Here is a 15,739-nt window from a genome sequence, read left to right on the forward strand (position 1 = left end):
TCGAAAGAAGTGGGAGCATTATACAAAATTTTTTGTATCTGGCAACCACTTTTATCGTTATTTTTTAATTTTCCAGCTAAGTGATTCAAATACACCAAAAATAAAAAGACGAAGTGCTTTAAATTTATCCTCTTCTTTCTCTTTATTCGTCATTGTTGACTGTAACATATAGGCTTGCAAGCCATGAGTTAGGGTAAAAGCGGCCAAACCCAAATATGCAACAATATTGGCAGGTTTTGGGTAAGGGTGAATCAGATTAAATAATAAAAATAACCACATTATGGTATATAAAAATTTACCAATAAATATAAACATTAATTTTCTTCTCGTATAAAAAGATAGCAGTGAACTTGACCGACGATTTTTTCTCGATGTAATTGCCAATTAGTAGGAATATAACTCATTAGCTCATGGTCTTTTTCTGTTTCAATATAAATATATGCAGATGATTTCAACCAATTATTCTTTTCAAGCTTACTAACCGTTTGGGCAACGAGTGATTGACGAAATGGTGGATCGATAAACACAATATCAAACTGTTTTTGAGTAGGTTGATTAAGCCATATTAGCGTATTAGTGTGATGAATCTCAATTAAATCACAAGCAATAAGCTGTTTATTTTTATTAAGCAGCTGCGCAACTTGTTTATCTTTTTCTAGTAATATTACACTTTTTGCACCTCGTGATGCAGCTTCAAAGCCTAATGAACCACTTCCCGAAAAACAATCTAAACATTCACTATCATAAATAACTGGCATTAACCAATTGTATAGAGTTTCTTTAACTCTATCAGTAGTAGGACGTAAACCTTGTTTGTCAAGTACCGCCAATTTACGTCCACGCCATTTTCCACCAATAATTCTTATAGAACCATTCATACTCAATTCCTTACTAGAATAGTTCTTGAGTGTTACCTTGGGAATCGGTCACACTCGTATCAACTTCTTGAGTTGCATAAGATGTTGGTTCAGTACCTTTAATAAAGTATTCCGTCATTGTTTGGGAACCAGATTGAGGTAATAACCCTGTCTTTTGGTCAATGGTTACAGAGATGATATTGTCCGGCTTGATATCTTCTTTTACAGGTATATCTTGTAAGGCAATTTTCATATAATCAATCCAAAGTGGATTGGCTGTAACAGCCCCTGCTTCCGCTCGAATAGTTCGACCTAAATTGCGTCGATGATCATCAAAGCCCATCCATACAGTTGTTACAATATTACCACCATAGCCAGAAAACCAAACATCTTTTGATGCATTTGTGGTACCGGTTTTCCCCCCCACATCTTTTCTACCTAATGCTTTCACGCGCCAAGCCGTACCTTGCCAATCAGATCCGCCAAAGACAATGGATCTAAGTCCATCTTTCATAATAAAAGCTAAACCACTATCGATCGTATGAGGTGCATATTTTGGAGTAACATCCGTTGCTTTATTATCCAGATTGATATTTGGTAACACCATATTATCATCTGATTTAAGGTTAGCTTGTTCAGGTTCTTCATTACCTGATTCGTCTATTTCATTCTCTACATTATTTAGGGATACTGGCATTGACTCTGTTTTGATAACCTCATCAGTACAATTTTTGCAAGCAATCAAAGGTTGATGTTGATAAATAACACCACTACCATTATTGTCTTCGATTTTGTCAATTAAATAAGGTGAAATTAAATATCCACCATTAACAATCACCGAATAAGCTCTTGCTACTTGCAATGGTGTGAACGAAGCAGAACCTAAAGCTAAAGATTCATTAAGTGAGATATTTTCTTTAGGGAATCCAAATCGCTCTAAATAAGTCGCAACATATTCAATTCCTACTGCACGCAGCGCTCTAACCATCATTACATTTTTAGACATCCCTAAACCAATTCTTAAACGTAATGGGCCAGCATAGTTTGGTGGGGAATTTTTAGGTCGCCAAGTCGCACTACCTGTAGAGCGAACAATAGGCGCATCATTGAGTAGTGTAGCCATAGTTAAACCTTTTTCTAATGTTGCTGTATAAATAAAAGGTTTAATATTTGAACCTAATTGACGAAGGGCTTGAGTAGCACGATTAAATTTACTTAAATAAAAATCATAACCGCCAACAATCGCTTTGATAGCACCATTGTCAGAATCAAGTGAAACTAGTGCAGCATTGACGGCTGGAATTTGTGCTAATGCCCATTTATCATTTGTTTTCTTAACCCAAATAAGTTGTCCTGGTTTTAATGTATCAGAAACTTTTTTCGGAAAAGAACCTTGTTTAGTATCACTAATAAATGGTCGAGCCCACTTCATATCTTGGAATGCAATAATGATTTTAGATTTATCGGTTAAAACAACATTTGCTTCTAGATCAGAAGATTGAGTAACAACACCAGGGCACATACCACTATAACAAGTATATTTTTTTAACATATTTTGAATTTGGTCATCATTCCATGCCTTTTCATTATTTTTCCATAATATTTTTTCAGGACCACGATAACCATGCCTTATATCATAATCAATAATATTTTTTTGCACGGCTTGCTCAGCTGCTAACTGATCTGTTTTAGAAATAGTTGTATAGACTTTATAGCCATCAGTATACGCATTTTCACCAAATTTATCGTACATAAACTGCCTTGCCATCTCAGCAATATATGGGGCTGAAAATTCGATCTGTGGTGAATGATAACTTACATTAATTGGCTTACTGATTGCTTCATTGTATTGTGATTGAGTAATATAAGATTGATCCAACATACGACCCAAAACCCAGTTACGTCTGGTCAGTGCACGATCAGGATGTGAAATAGGATTATAAGCGGAAGGTGCATTTGGCAAACCAGCTAATAGTGCAACTTCATCAATAGTTAACTGATCTGGGGTTTTACCAAAAAAAGTATAAGAAGCAGCTGCAACACCATATGCTCTAGAACCAAAGTTAATCATATTCAGATAAAGAGTCATGATTTCTTCTTTAGTTAGCTCTTTTTCCATACGAATCGCTAAAATAATTTCTTTCGCTTTTCGTGAAATACTCTTTTCTGGTGTTAAGAAAAAGTTTTTTGCAACCTGCTGGGTTATAGTGCTCCCACCTTGAGAAAACCCTTTTTGTTTTAAACCGATGTACATTGCTCGGACAATGCCGACCGGATCGATGCCAAAATGCTCATGAAATCTTGCATCTTCTGTAGCAATCACAGCATTAACCACTACCGGTGGGATTTCATTATATTTTAATGGTGTTCGTCGACGTTCACCAAAAATAGCAATAAGCTCTCCATCTTTGCTCAAAATTTGCAGCGGTGTCTGCAACCTTACATCTTTTAAAGTTGTAACATCAGGCAAGTCTTTTGAATAATAAGCATAACCAGCAATTACTATGACTAAAGCACATAGAAAACAGCCGATAAAAAACTTAAGAAAAAATTTTAACACTTTAATTATTATCACAAATTATTCCTAGCTGAATTTTCAAAGGAAAAAGTAAGGGCAACGAAGTAATTTCTGTTACCCCCGCAAATAATTTAACACACAGTTTTTATGAACATTGATATGATGAATTTAATATTCTAGTCATAGAGCAGATATATTAGTCACTCATAAAAAATTACTTTAATTATGCGTATTATCTCCCATATTTAGCTTAATTTTAAGCAATTTTTAACAACATCATTTATTAATTGTGTTTTATTTGAACTAAGTTTTTATTATGTGGAGAACTAAATTAAACTTATCCCGTCAACAAATAATAATATTATCAATATTTTATTTGATTATAGTTGTTGAATGTTTATTAAAATTTGCCGATACATTATTAAATAACTACACTTTTATTATTTTATTGTTCCTAATTATTGACTGGTGGCGAAGCATTTGTTGTTGCAAAAAAATCAAAGGAGAATTTGCAGTATTTCATTATATCAATCAAATCTATTGGTATAAACAACGGTGGTATTTAAGACGCAATCCATTAATACTTCGTTACATTATTATTTTAAATTTGCAATCAAGAAGAACCAATAGGCAACATACCCTATTTTTAATGTCGGATAATTTTTCTCCAAATGACTGGCGAACTTTACGTTACTATCTCTATCAAATTAGGTTAACTTACTAAAATGTATCGTTAACCTGAAATTTTTGTCAGAAAGATCAATGGGATTTTTTTATCCAATATTGATAAGGTTTGGATTCTATTTGTGAGGCAAGCAGTTCATGATCCATATATCTGCAAAAACTCGGTACATCACGAGTAGTGGCAAAATCATCAGCGATCAAATAAAGTACTTGTCCTATACCCAGTTCTCTTATAGCTTTTCGAACCAGCATGATAGGCTCTGGGCAACGTAATCCCAGAGTATCGAGTTTTTTATCAAAAGTTAGAGTCATAAAATATAATTAGATTAATTTATAGTAATAAATTACTTAAATAGTGAGGTACGGCATCATCAACGTTTGAACCAATTACCTCTAATTGAGGTAGTTTTTGACGTAAATCTAAACTAGCATTTTGCATAATGCAACCTTTTCCTGCCATTTTTAACATCTCAAAATCATTCATGCCATCACCAAAAGCAATACTATCTTTTAGATCGAGACCAAGTTTTTCAACTACCCTTTTTAGCGCACTGCCTTTTGATACATTTTCAGCCATAATTTCAAGACAGTTTAAAGATGAAAATGTGATACTTATTTTACTACCATATTTTTTATCAAGCCTATTTTTTATTTCGGCTAAATGTGGATGTAATGAATCACTACTTGTTGTGAAGTAAATTTTGGCAATATCGTCGGCTTCAAAATCAGATGGATTAAAATATTCATAAGTAAAATCTGTATCCCTAAAAAAACTTAAAGAATAAGTATCTTCTTTATTAATAAGCCAATTATCACCGCGATAGACATGAGTATATACTGACGGATCATCAATACATTCTTTTGCTACCTCACATGCTAATACAGGATCAATACTTTGGCCGAAGATTAGATTCCCTGAGCTATCATGCACTCTAGCACCATTGGAAGTAATCATAAAAGCATCAATTTCCATGTTTTCTCGCATTTGAGCCACATCAATATGATGTCGCCCAGTTGCAAACACAAAATGAATATCTTTTTTACGCAAAGCTTGAAGGACTTGTTTAGTGTAAGGTGATAAGCAATGCTCAGGAGTTAATAAAGTGCCATCTAAATCAGAAGCTACAACACGAAACATAATATTCTCTACTTTTATAATAATTTGTAATGATGATGACTAAAAAAACTAAACATTGAAACAGTAAATTAAGTTTCAAAGTAAACCATAGAAAAATAAACTCTGTATGATACAACTCTGATGGCATTTACTCAACTAATTGTAGCGTGATAAAAATAACAAGTTCTTTTTTTTGCTGTTTTTTACCTTTATATTTAAATAAGTTACCAATAATCGGAAGCTCACTCGCACTTGGTACGTTTCGTTTAAGATTATCGTTAGTTTGTTGAAAGATGCCGCCTAAAACAATAGTTTCGCCGTTGTGAACTTTTACTTGTGTTTTAATTTCTTGGGTATCGATAGCCAATGCTTCCCCTCCCTCACTTCGTTTAATTGAGCGCCCTGCGGTATTTTGAGTAATGTACAAATCTAAAAGTATCTGATTATTAGATAGTATTTTGGGCGTCACTTCTAATCCTAGAACGGCTTGCTTAAACTCAATTGATGTTGCACCATTATTTCCATTTGAAACTTCATAAGGTATTTCTGTACCTTGCTTTATTGATGCCATATTCTGGTTCGATGTTAATAAATTAGGACTAGCGATAATTTCAACTTGATTTTCAGACTCTAATGCTGATAGTTGTAAATTAAGCAAACTACCAGAAATTTTAGCTAAATTGAAACCTATGGTAGAGGTAGAGTTAGTAATACCTAACCCAACTTCAAACTTATCTAATAATTGAGATGAACGCCCTGAATAGCCCCATTCAATTCCCAATTCATTCATACTTTCACTACTCATTGTTACAATATGTGCAGATATATGTACTTGTGGCATTGGTTTATCAATCGACTTAATCAAATTGTTAATCGCTTTAAACTGTTTTGGTAAATCCATAATAATAAGTGAATTGGTTCGTTTATCCAGAATCACTTTGCCCCGTTCGGATAATAATCCTTGCTGCTGAATGGTTTCATTTAAATTTGCAAGATCTGCATGATTAATCGCAATGGACAAAGATTCAAGCGGCAGCTTTTGCTCTTGTTGTTTGAGTTCCAATTGCTTTTTTTGTTCTAAAATTTCTGGTTCGATAGCTTTGGAAATAAATAAAATATTATCATCCATTGTGGCTTGTAAATTGGCCGAATCTAAAATAATGGTTAATGCTTTTTGCCAATCTATATTTTGCAGTTTAATGGTTTGTTTTATCGATAAATTCTCACTCATAATAAGATTCATTTGTTTACAATCAGCTAAAGCTTGCAAAATAATGGCAATATCTGTTTGATGAAAATTCATTGAAATCAAATCATTATCATGCTGCTCAACTTTTGAAGACAAATTAAAACTTAACTGATTTTCGTTAGCTCTAACAGTACTTATCATTATGATCATTGAGATCAAACAGATCATTGTTATCCTTGACAATATCTTTTGACATTGATGAATTGATGACATCTTTTTTGTTTGCATATCTTTATGACTCATTTAATGACATTGTCCATTCAATCGTTTCATGACAATAATCTGTCAAATTAGCTTGCCACACGATTTTATGATTTTGCCAAGATTGCAAAAACCAGGGAAATAGAACTTTAGGCTGAACCTCTTGATTTATGGCAAGCCACTGATTTTCAGAATAGAGCCAAATTTGCGGATAGTAATGACTTTTATGTTGAATCAGACCTTTGAATCGCCAAGCTTGTATCTGTTTTAATAATATTTCTTTCTGTTCATTACATGACGTTTGCGTTGGTTCAACAAATGGATCTCGATAAAAGTTTAACTCCGCGATAACATTAAAACAGCTGATAATCAATAAACAACCCATTATAAATAAGTTTGCTTTCACTCTATTTTCCTTTTAAATAATAAGGTAAATATAATTTGTAGATAAGATTCCTGTTTAGTCATCTTTAAATCTCGAAAATTCAAATAGTAATAATCTTTATTAAGGTCTGAAATTAAATTCATAAAATCAATAAATTCACCATTAAGTTCAATGTCCCAATTTATTGTTTCATCCGTTTGATAATGTTTGAAAGCGTTTAGGACTAAATGGTTTCGTTCAATATATTGAGCAAATTCGTTTTGATTGATGATTATTAATGAACGGTTTTGCCCAAATTGATAATGTTTAAGCCTTGATTGTAATGACTCAATTTGTAGCTGTTTAGTTTGATATAATTTTTGTTGCTTGTCTGATTGTTTGTTTATATCGTAAATAAAAAACAGATAACCGATAATAAAAATAACGACCATTAATAAAATACAGATTAAATATTGTTGCCAAAGTGGCCGATTAAAAAAATCACTGTTCATTTAAATCAATATCCATTTCAAAGAACAGACTATGTTTATTATTAATAATTGTTTTGATTTGGCTTTTACTGACATTTTTATGTTGTAAAAGATTTAGATTAAAATTAGTGAGTTCAATATAATTAAAACTATGCCCTTTTATTGTTATTTTATCGGGTTTATAAGTAAACGAAGATAACCAAATATTAGTAGGTAATTGTTCTGAAATTAATATTAATGACTGCTCAATTTGTCTTTGACTCTCGGAAGGATTTGGCAGATAAGTTGATAATTGCTCATTTAACTTTTGCTCAATAAGTTGTTGCTGTGAAACGTCATTCATACAGCGAGTTAATTTTGTTTGGGCTTGCCTCCACATATAACAAAATAAACAACTCATCACCCCCATCAAACATACTATTACAATTGATAAATACTGTTTTTGCTTATTATATTGACTTTGTCGCCATGGTAAAAAATTGAATTTTTTATTATCGCTTGAACAACCAATAAAATTGATTAAACATTCATTTTTTTTAAATAACTCAATCCAGCTATTAATATAATCACGCTCGCATACGGCAATCATAATTTGCTTTTGGTTCTGTTTATCAGTTAAAAAATTAAAATCAAAAAAGACGTTTTTAGCGGATAATTCAAATAATTTATAGATCGAGGCTTCGATATACAAAGCAATTTCATTGGGTTGCAATTTCACATCCGGCATCATCACTTTTGTTAATTGAATATAGTTATCTGAAAGGTTTATTTCATATTTGGTATATTTTGGTAACTTAGCTTGTAGTTGACCAACAAAAATATCAATATCATTGAAATTTTGATAATCATATTCAATTAAATCGCCAAACGGGGAAAACGTTAATAGTCCGTTAGATTGACTTGTCTTATATCGTATAACCTTGGGTTCGACATAAATTACGACCCGACATTTATCTATTATGTTCATCAATTGACTGCTCATAAAAATAATTTCATCCATAAATCATAGTCACAACAACTGAGGTAAACACAAATAAAAGGTGTTTTTGCGATTCATCATCCAAAAAACGTTTAAAATTAAATCGAACAAAGCTAATTTTGCAGAAAATTAAAAAAAAAGGTTGACTGAAATAAGACGTGCCTTATAATGCACATCCACACGGTAAGGGTGATTAGCTCAGTTGGGAGAGCACCTCCCTTACAAGGAGGGGGTCACTGGTTCGAACCCGGTATCACCCACCAATCTTTACCGTGACGTTTTAGAAATAAAACACTTGGGGTGATTAGCTCAGTTGGGAGAGCACCTCCCTTACAAGGAGGGGGTCACTGGTTCGAACCCGGTATCACCCACCACTTTTAGCAGTTTTCTATATGGGTTGTTAGCTCAGTCGGTAGAGCAGCGGACTTTTAATCCGTTTGTCGAGCGTTCGAATCGCTCACGACCCACCACTTTTTTTAATTCTCTGTTTCACTAATCAAAGACAATAATTAAATATATTGAGTTATAAGAATACTAGCGTTTAACTAATCCATTCGGAATGCATCTAAAAAATATTAAATGTCTGCGTTATGAAATGATAAGGTACATAATGTGCCGAATAATCAAGCTTAAAATCTACCAATTATTTTTCCTTTAGAAAATCAATACGAACGATAATAAATCAAACAGTAAAAACACCAACATTCAATAAATTAATATATAACTATTTTTAATTAACATATAATATTGGCTCAAAAGAGCATGTAAGAGATTAACCAAATTGTCAAATTTAACACCTTGAGTTTTCTACAAAATGTAACCCTTAAAATCAATTTTATTTAATAAAATTAGGTTTCAAGAACACCAATATTTGATAAACGTTGCTAAAATAGCAAATACCCTATTAATCATTTATAACCTTGACTTCTCCATCCACAATAAATCAACTAACACCCTAAATTTATTATCATGTAAAATATATCAATATCAAAAGGAAATGATTTAGGAAATATTATGAAAAAGTTATTATTATCGATGTTTATTATGATCAATTTGTTGACGGGTTGTAGTTCTGATTCTGATTATAATGAAGTTGAAACTTATAACGATAAAGATGTGTTATATAAAAAAGCAGCTATATTACAGGATGCTGCAGCGCAATTTGCTTTAGGTGCCAATTACTATTTTGGACAAAATGGTTATACCCAAGATTATAGTCAAGCTAAAAAGTGGTTTGAAGCGTCAGCCAAGCAAGGATATACGACCTCTCAATATAATCTAGGTCTTATGTATAATAAAGGAGAAGGAGTAAAACCTGATTATAAAAAAGCAATAATGTATTATGAACAAGCCGCTCAGGCTAACTTTGTGAGAGCGCAAAATAATTTAGGTTTAATATATTATGAAGGTAAAGTGGTTCCACAAGATTTAGATAAAGCGAAATTCTGGTTTGAAAAAGCTGCCAATCAAGGCCATCTAAAATCTCAAGTAGCGTTAGCAAGCATATATCTGTCAAATAATAAAAACTACACTAAAGGATTAGAATTACTTAAACAAGCGCTAAAAGCCAATAATCCTCAAGCACAATTATTAATGGGCGTATTGTATTATAATGGAACAGCCGTATCACAAGATATGAATGAAGCCAAAAAATATTATGATTTGGCTTGCAAAAATGGATTACAAAAGGGGTGTGAACTCTCCAAAGATATACAATAACAATAAATTAATGCCAAAAAATCTGTCAATTTAATAACGGAAAAATGTTTAAGTGTGAATAAATAAAATTTCCATTATATTAATTATGATATTTTAACCAAATATATGGCACCATATAAAAAACAGGTACTCTAAAATATGCTCATGTATGATTTACTGTAGGATGAAGTATGATCAAGTTCTTTACTAAAATTACATTAGGCTTATGTTTCAGCTTTTTTGTCAGTGCTAATCCACAAATATCATCTGATTTTAAACAAGAATATCAGAAAGCGACTGAACAAAACAATGCTGAAGCTCAATTTCATTTAGGTATTATGTATGCCAATGGTACGCATACTAAAAAGCGTCATTTTAAGGGTATTGAAAAACAATTTGAGCAACCCGATGAATCTCAAGCAGATTATACTAAAGCTAAAGAATGGTTCGAAAAAGCAGCCAATCAAGGCCATATTGAAGCACAACATCAACTTGCTGTACTTTATTATAATGGTCAAGGGACCAAACAAAATTATTCACAAGGAATCAAGTGGGATACCAAAGCTGCAAAAAAAGGTAATGTGATAGCCCAATATACTTTAGCGAATCTTTATTATAAAGGTACAGGTGTAAAACAGGACTATTTCAAAGCAAAACAATGGTTTGCTAAAGCAGCTGAACAAAACTACTCTGATTCCAAAGAACAATTGGCCATTGTATCGAAAAAAGTATCAGCGATTGTTGCTAAGCAACAAGCAGCTAAAAAACAAAAAAGTAATTATGATTGTGGTTGTGATTAACAAAAAATAATTATATCGCTATTTTCTATTATTATAGGTACGCCTAATAATCTTGATATTAAAGTCAGATCATATATCACAAGAAAGTAAAATAGAGATTTAATAAATTTATTTTTTACTAAAACCTATGTGTAACCTGTAACCTCTTCACAAAAAACGAGTGAGTAATACGTTACCATTGAATTTTAATTACATTAAAAAATCGTATTTAAAAAATCCTTAATTCATAGTTCGGATGATTATTAAATAGAAAAATAAAAGATATGCTATAACTGATGACGATAGTAATATTATTGCCATCACTAAGATAGCAATAATATTAAACAAGATAAATTAATGAGTTAGACCATAACCTAATGGGTATAAAGATTTCATGTCATTTGGTAAATCAGTAGCTTGTTGAAGTACACTTTCCATTGAATCAGGTAAAGCAAATGGCATTTTAGCGTTATACGGTTTATCAGCAAACAAACGTTCAAACAACACTTCATCATTTACACCAAAATTAGCCACAATAGCACTAGCATATTGTTTTATCGGTGTAAGAACGGCTGGTCGATCTAAATAAACTGTTACAATAACAGGACGCTTTTTACTTGCCTTGGCGATAAATTTAATATTTTTATCTTTTTCAGGAAACGCAAGTGAACCTTCATGATGTCTTAAACCAAAAAAGTAGTTTTTATGGTTTTGCTCAAAAGGTGCATCAATACGCGCAACCACCACATCAGCATCATCAATATCATCAACAATAGTTACTTTATTTTTTAATTGATTTTTTGCTTCCGCCATAAAACCATGTAAGTAAACTTTTTTATCAATATCTAGTGGTAAGGTTTGTTGTTCATTTTCAAGCAATACCATTGAGTTAAATTGTGCTTTATTGGCAATTTGTTGGAATTGTTGATTACCAACAAATTTACTTGCTTCAGTTGGATCTGTATAAGGTGTTTCAAATTGGCCTAAAGCAAATTTTTGCGTTAAAATTGCCAATACTGCACTGTCTATTAGCTTCTCATCTAGTTTTTTATTCTTAACTGCTGAGACAATAGTTGAGCTGTCGCTTACTCCTCCAAATTGTTGAACACCCGCTAGGATAGCTTTAATAAAACGCTCTTCAACTGTTAACTCCTCAACTCCCCAAGGCATTCCTTCTGCTTTAGGTGCAACACCTTTAGGTGATCCATTAATACATACTTCATTGCAATCTTTAGTAATATTCCAATCACTCATGATGACACCTTTAAATTTATAAGTATCACGCAGTAAATCTTTCAATAAATAATTATTAAAACCTGCACCAACAGGATCGATTTTATGATTATTTATTTGAGCATTTTTCAATATAGAGTATGTCGGCATTATAGCAGCTACATTCACCTCAAAAGCACCAGTAAATGGAATAATATGCTGTTTCAAACTATCATTTTGTGTAAATAAAGCATATTTGCCATAAAAACTATGGCTATCAAGCCCTTCTTCGGCAGCACCATACCCCACCCAATGTTTAACAACGGCAGAAACGCTTTGTGAATTTAATCCATCTTTACCATTTTGCATACCTGATATATAACCGCGCACCATCTTTTTACTTAATTCAGGGTTTTCGCCAAAGGTACCCTCAAAACGAGCCCAACGCGGTTCAGTACCTAAATCAGCCATTGGTGATAATGCTTGAGTTACCCCTAAAGATCGATATTCTTGTCGAATAATATCGCCATATTCGTTAATATCTTTCTCGCTGCCAATTGCAGCCATTCCTAATGTACCCGGCCATTGACTAAAACCACTTTTACTGGTCACTTCATTACCATAATAGAATGTATTTCTTGGATCGACACTGATAGTCAAAGGAATAGAGAGGCGTGATAGTTCAGCAATTTTTTGCAACTGATTATTTTGTTGTGCAAAATCTTCTGGGCTGACTTCTAAACGAGTGATTAAACTATTTACTTTATCATTTAGTACCAGATCCTTGATCTCTTCTAAATTATATTTATCGCCATGACCAAGTTCATCATCCAAACTTCGAGCATTGCCATGCATCATCATACCTGCTTTTTCTTCTAGCGTCATTCTAGCAAGTAGATCCTTCGCGCGCTGAGCTGGTGTCAAACGCCAATCTTCATAAGGCGTTAGTTTGCCATCTTTATTCATATCTTTAAATTTGAGATTATTAACGGTAATGATTTTTAATTCTTGGCTTTCAATTTTAACCTGCTCAATTGCCCATAATGTGTTGGATACAAGTGCAGCGCTAATTAACAATGTTAGCTTTATCGTTTTACATTTCATATTATACTCCTTGAATAACTTATTATATTTAAGCTAATTTTTGTGCGCTTAAAACAACAAAAACCTAAGCACTTTGCTAACCAAAGTGCTTAGGTTTTGCCTGCATACTTGTTAAGTTTTACAGTAACAATCCAAAATTATGCTCAATAAATTAGCATTAATCATAGAAATAAGAAATCAACAATTAAAATTAAATGATACAATTGTGATAATAATCACATTTTTTATGTTATTACTTCCACAAAACATCAATTTTTTATATCTATTTAATATTTATGGAAAAAGTAATCTAACAAAGAAAGGGAAGTGAAAAGAGTTTAAACAGATTAGAACAAAAATAAAGCACAATATGCTTTAGCTAATGTTGTAGCTAACTGAAATTGCGCCTAGAATAGATAATTTTAGCCTAATTACCGTAATATACATACAGAATTAAACGATAAGCAATATAAAACATTACCAAACCAACTAAACAATCTAAAATCACCCACATTCTTTTTTGTTTAAATAAAGGAGTGAGTAATCTTGCACCATAACCAATACTGAAAAACCAGATGAATGAAACACATACAGCCCCGATCAGAAAAGCAATTTTTTGTTCACTGCTTAACGTTCCAGCAATACCACCAACAATAACAACAGTATCTAAATATACGTGTGGATTGAGTAAAGTAATGGCTAATGTTGCCAAAATCACTTTGACTAAACTGTTGTCATTCGAGTCTTGAGATTGAACTTGCATACTGCTGGTACCTTTAATTGCGCTTTTAAATGCCTTAAAGCCATACCAAATTAAAAAAAGTGCACCTAATATTGCTAATATATTCGTAATTAAGGGATTACTACTGATAAATGTCCCAACCCCAAGAATACCAATTGACATCAATACAAAATCACAGATAAAACAGATCCCTGAAACATAAAATATATGATTTCGTAATAATCCCTGTTTTAATACAAATAGATTTTGTGCACCAATGGCAATAATTAAACTGGCTGAAATTAAAGCGCCTCGTAATATTTCTGAAATCATTTTGTTTTAATACTCAATTGAAATGGACAAGTATTGTATATAATTAATATGATTAATCAATAGTTCAAATTATTTCAATCAGATAATTAATATTTAACTTTTTCTAACCAATTTAATTGAGCTTTATCTTTATTAAAATAAAGAATTATCAAACCGATTACTAACCAAATAATACCTACAATTTTTGCATAATTATCAATGTGTAACAGTACGGGTAATAGCACCAAAATACCAACAATAGGTATAAACACATCAAGAAACCATGAAAGTCCTCCTTTTGAAGCTTTCTTGAATTTAAAGTAACCAATAACTGAAATGTGTAACATAATAAATGCGGTTAAGGCTCCAATATCAACAAATGATACCAACGTTGGTAATCCCTTAGCATTATTAGCAGCAATAATCACTAAGCATAAATTAAATAGAGCTGCAAATAAGATTGCCATTGTCGGAACACCGCTTTTCTGACTTACTTTGGCAAAAAAAGGAGGTAAGCGCTTATCACGTCCCATACTGAATAAAAGACGACTTGCAGCAGCCTGCCCTACCATTGCAGCAAATGATGCTCCGATCGCTTTCATTAAACTTAATGCCCATCCCAACCATAAATTTATCTCTTGATTGACAATATGATAGTAAGCTTTGCCTTGTAGTTCAGGATGATTACGCAAATATTCAGAATCATAAGGAGAAAGTAAGGATGCAACGTAAATCTGCATTACAAATAGACAACCAGCTAGAATTAAACAACTAATAATAGCCTTACTAACTAAGTTGCGCTGACCACTATTTTCTTCCGAAAAAGTAGCAATAGCATCAAATCCTAAATAGGCTAAAACAGCAATGGATACGGCACTAAATAGATTACTCCAAGTAAATGCTGCTCCACCAATAAAAGGTTGTAACCAATTTCGGTTAAGATCCGTAGTCAATATGATCCAAATACCAACCAATAACACCGCAAAAAGTATTAGGATTTCAAGTAACAAAATGATTAAAGTAATTTTGGCAGATTTTTTTACTCCAATTAAATTTAGAGTAGTTGTTAACACTACCGCCAGACAAGTCCATAGCCATACTGGCACATCAGGTATTAAAGCGTTGAGAGAAATACCACTAAATAAGTAAGCAACGGCTGGAATAAACATATAATCAAGAAGTAACAGCCAACCGACTAAAAAACCAGCATTTGGATGAATACCTAAAGAACAATAAGCATAAACGGCCCCGGCATGAGGTAAAGCATTCGCCATTCTGGCATACGAATAAGCAGTAAATGCCATCACTAAAGTTGCAACAATATAAACTAAAGCAATAGCACCATCACTTATCGCATCTAAAACACCAAACAAACCCACTGGTGCGGCAGGGCCAATAAAAAGCAATCCCAAAATAACCATATCTCGGAATCGCATATTTTTACTTAACTGTTGCATAATCATTCCTTTGTAAC

Annotated in this window: 15 protein-coding genes and 3 tRNA genes; 6 read left to right on the forward strand and 12 right to left on the reverse strand. The window is 32.5% G+C overall.

The annotated features are described in order from the left end of the window. Positions 1 to 57 precede the first annotated feature (57 nt). Genes A9G17_RS03635 through A9G17_RS03645 form a run of 3 tightly spaced genes read right to left on the reverse strand, consistent with a single transcriptional unit; the run spans position 58 to position 3,423 of the window. Entirely contained in the window at positions 58 to 315 is a 258-nt protein-coding gene (locus tag A9G17_RS03635; protein WP_065737546.1) for a DUF1145 domain-containing protein, read from the reverse strand. Continuing rightward, positions 315 to 878 carry a 16S rRNA (guanine(966)-N(2))-methyltransferase RsmD gene (gene rsmD, locus A9G17_RS03640; protein WP_065737547.1) on the reverse strand — a complete coding sequence of 188 codons (564 nt, stop codon included), beginning with the start codon at positions 876 to 878 and terminating at the stop codon, positions 315 to 317. Before rsmD ends, A9G17_RS03635 begins: the two co-directional genes overlap by 1 nt. 13 nt (positions 879 to 891) lie before the next feature. Beyond that, positions 892 to 3,423: a penicillin-binding protein 1A gene (locus A9G17_RS03645; RefSeq protein WP_065739073.1), complete on the reverse strand. Its 2,532-nt coding sequence runs from the start codon at positions 3,421 to 3,423 to the stop codon at positions 892 to 894. Positions 3,424 to 3,691: 268 nt separating this feature from the next. Here A9G17_RS03645 and A9G17_RS13380 point away from each other — a divergent pair, with 268 nt between their 5' ends. Further along, positions 3,692 to 4,099: a protein YgfX gene (locus A9G17_RS13380; protein ID WP_081301660.1), complete on the forward strand. Its 408-nt coding sequence runs from the start codon at positions 3,692 to 3,694 to the stop codon at positions 4,097 to 4,099. 35 nt (positions 4,100 to 4,134) lie between these two features. On the opposite strand, the gene tusA is transcribed toward A9G17_RS13380, so the two are convergent. The 6 genes from tusA to A9G17_RS03675 form a co-directional block, all read right to left on the reverse strand. Further along, on the reverse strand, positions 4,135 to 4,371 hold the full coding sequence (gene tusA, locus A9G17_RS03650) for a sulfurtransferase TusA (protein ID WP_065737548.1): 237 nt from the start codon (positions 4,369 to 4,371) through the stop codon (positions 4,135 to 4,137). A gap of 19 nt (positions 4,372 to 4,390) precedes the next feature. Continuing rightward, a complete protein-coding gene (locus A9G17_RS03655) occupies positions 4,391 to 5,197 on the reverse strand; it encodes a Cof-type HAD-IIB family hydrolase (protein WP_065737549.1) in 807 nt (268 codons plus the stop codon). A gap of 127 nt (positions 5,198 to 5,324) precedes the next feature. Further along, positions 5,325 to 6,593, reverse strand: a complete 1,269-nt coding sequence (locus A9G17_RS03660) for a secretin N-terminal domain-containing protein (RefSeq protein ID WP_176714249.1) — start codon at positions 6,591 to 6,593, stop codon at positions 5,325 to 5,327. Between the two features lie 64 nt (positions 6,594 to 6,657). Further along, on the reverse strand, positions 6,658 to 7,032 hold the full coding sequence (locus tag A9G17_RS03665) for a hypothetical protein (protein WP_065737550.1): 375 nt from the start codon (positions 7,030 to 7,032) through the stop codon (positions 6,658 to 6,660). Next, positions 7,029 to 7,502: a type II secretion system protein gene (locus tag A9G17_RS03670; protein ID WP_065737551.1), complete on the reverse strand. Its 474-nt coding sequence runs from the start codon at positions 7,500 to 7,502 to the stop codon at positions 7,029 to 7,031. The genes A9G17_RS03665 and A9G17_RS03670 overlap by 4 nt, the downstream gene beginning before the upstream one ends. Beyond that, the gene (locus A9G17_RS03675; protein ID WP_065737552.1) at positions 7,492 to 8,448 is read right to left on the reverse strand and encodes a PilN domain-containing protein; all 957 of its coding nucleotides are present in this window, start codon (positions 8,446 to 8,448) and stop codon (positions 7,492 to 7,494) included. Before A9G17_RS03675 ends, A9G17_RS03670 begins: the two co-directional genes overlap by 11 nt. 199 nt (positions 8,449 to 8,647) lie before the next feature. Here A9G17_RS03675 and A9G17_RS03680 point away from each other — a divergent pair. The 5 genes from A9G17_RS03680 (at position 8,648) to A9G17_RS03700 (ending at position 10,958) form a co-directional block, all read left to right on the forward strand. Beyond that, a tRNA-Val gene (locus A9G17_RS03680) sits at positions 8,648 to 8,723 on the forward strand. Positions 8,724 to 8,758: 35 nt separating this feature from the next. Further along, positions 8,759 to 8,834 (forward strand) — tRNA-Val (locus A9G17_RS03685). A gap of 20 nt (positions 8,835 to 8,854) precedes the next feature. Beyond that, positions 8,855 to 8,930: transfer RNA gene (locus A9G17_RS03690), tRNA-Lys, on the forward strand. A gap of 544 nt (positions 8,931 to 9,474) precedes the next feature. After that, a complete protein-coding gene (locus A9G17_RS03695; RefSeq protein ID WP_065737553.1) occupies positions 9,475 to 10,179 on the forward strand; it encodes a tetratricopeptide repeat protein in 705 nt (234 codons plus the stop codon). Positions 10,180 to 10,349: 170 nt separating this feature from the next. Beyond that, positions 10,350 to 10,958: a tetratricopeptide repeat protein gene (locus A9G17_RS03700; protein ID WP_065737554.1), complete on the forward strand. Its 609-nt coding sequence runs from the start codon at positions 10,350 to 10,352 to the stop codon at positions 10,956 to 10,958. A gap of 333 nt (positions 10,959 to 11,291) precedes the next feature. Here A9G17_RS03700 and A9G17_RS03705 read toward each other — a convergent pair whose 3' ends face one another. The 3 genes from A9G17_RS03705 to A9G17_RS03715 all read right to left on the reverse strand — a co-directional run bounded on the left by A9G17_RS03705 (position 11,292) and on the right by A9G17_RS03715 (position 15,722). Then, the gene (locus A9G17_RS03705) at positions 11,292 to 13,253 is read right to left on the reverse strand and encodes a glycoside hydrolase family 3 protein (protein WP_065737555.1); all 1,962 of its coding nucleotides are present in this window, start codon (positions 13,251 to 13,253) and stop codon (positions 11,292 to 11,294) included. 406 nt (positions 13,254 to 13,659) lie between these two features. Next, positions 13,660 to 14,286: a LysE/ArgO family amino acid transporter gene (locus A9G17_RS03710; protein ID WP_065737556.1), complete on the reverse strand. Its 627-nt coding sequence runs from the start codon at positions 14,284 to 14,286 to the stop codon at positions 13,660 to 13,662. 86 nt (positions 14,287 to 14,372) lie between these two features. Further along, on the reverse strand, positions 14,373 to 15,722 hold the full coding sequence (locus tag A9G17_RS03715) for an APC family permease (RefSeq protein WP_176714250.1): 1,350 nt from the start codon (positions 15,720 to 15,722) through the stop codon (positions 14,373 to 14,375). Positions 15,723 to 15,739: the final 17 nt, after the last annotated feature.

The sequence above is a fragment of the Gilliamella sp. wkB7 genome (assembly GCF_001693435.1).
Lineage (GTDB): Bacteria > Pseudomonadota > Gammaproteobacteria > Enterobacterales > Orbaceae > Gilliamella > Gilliamella apicola_N.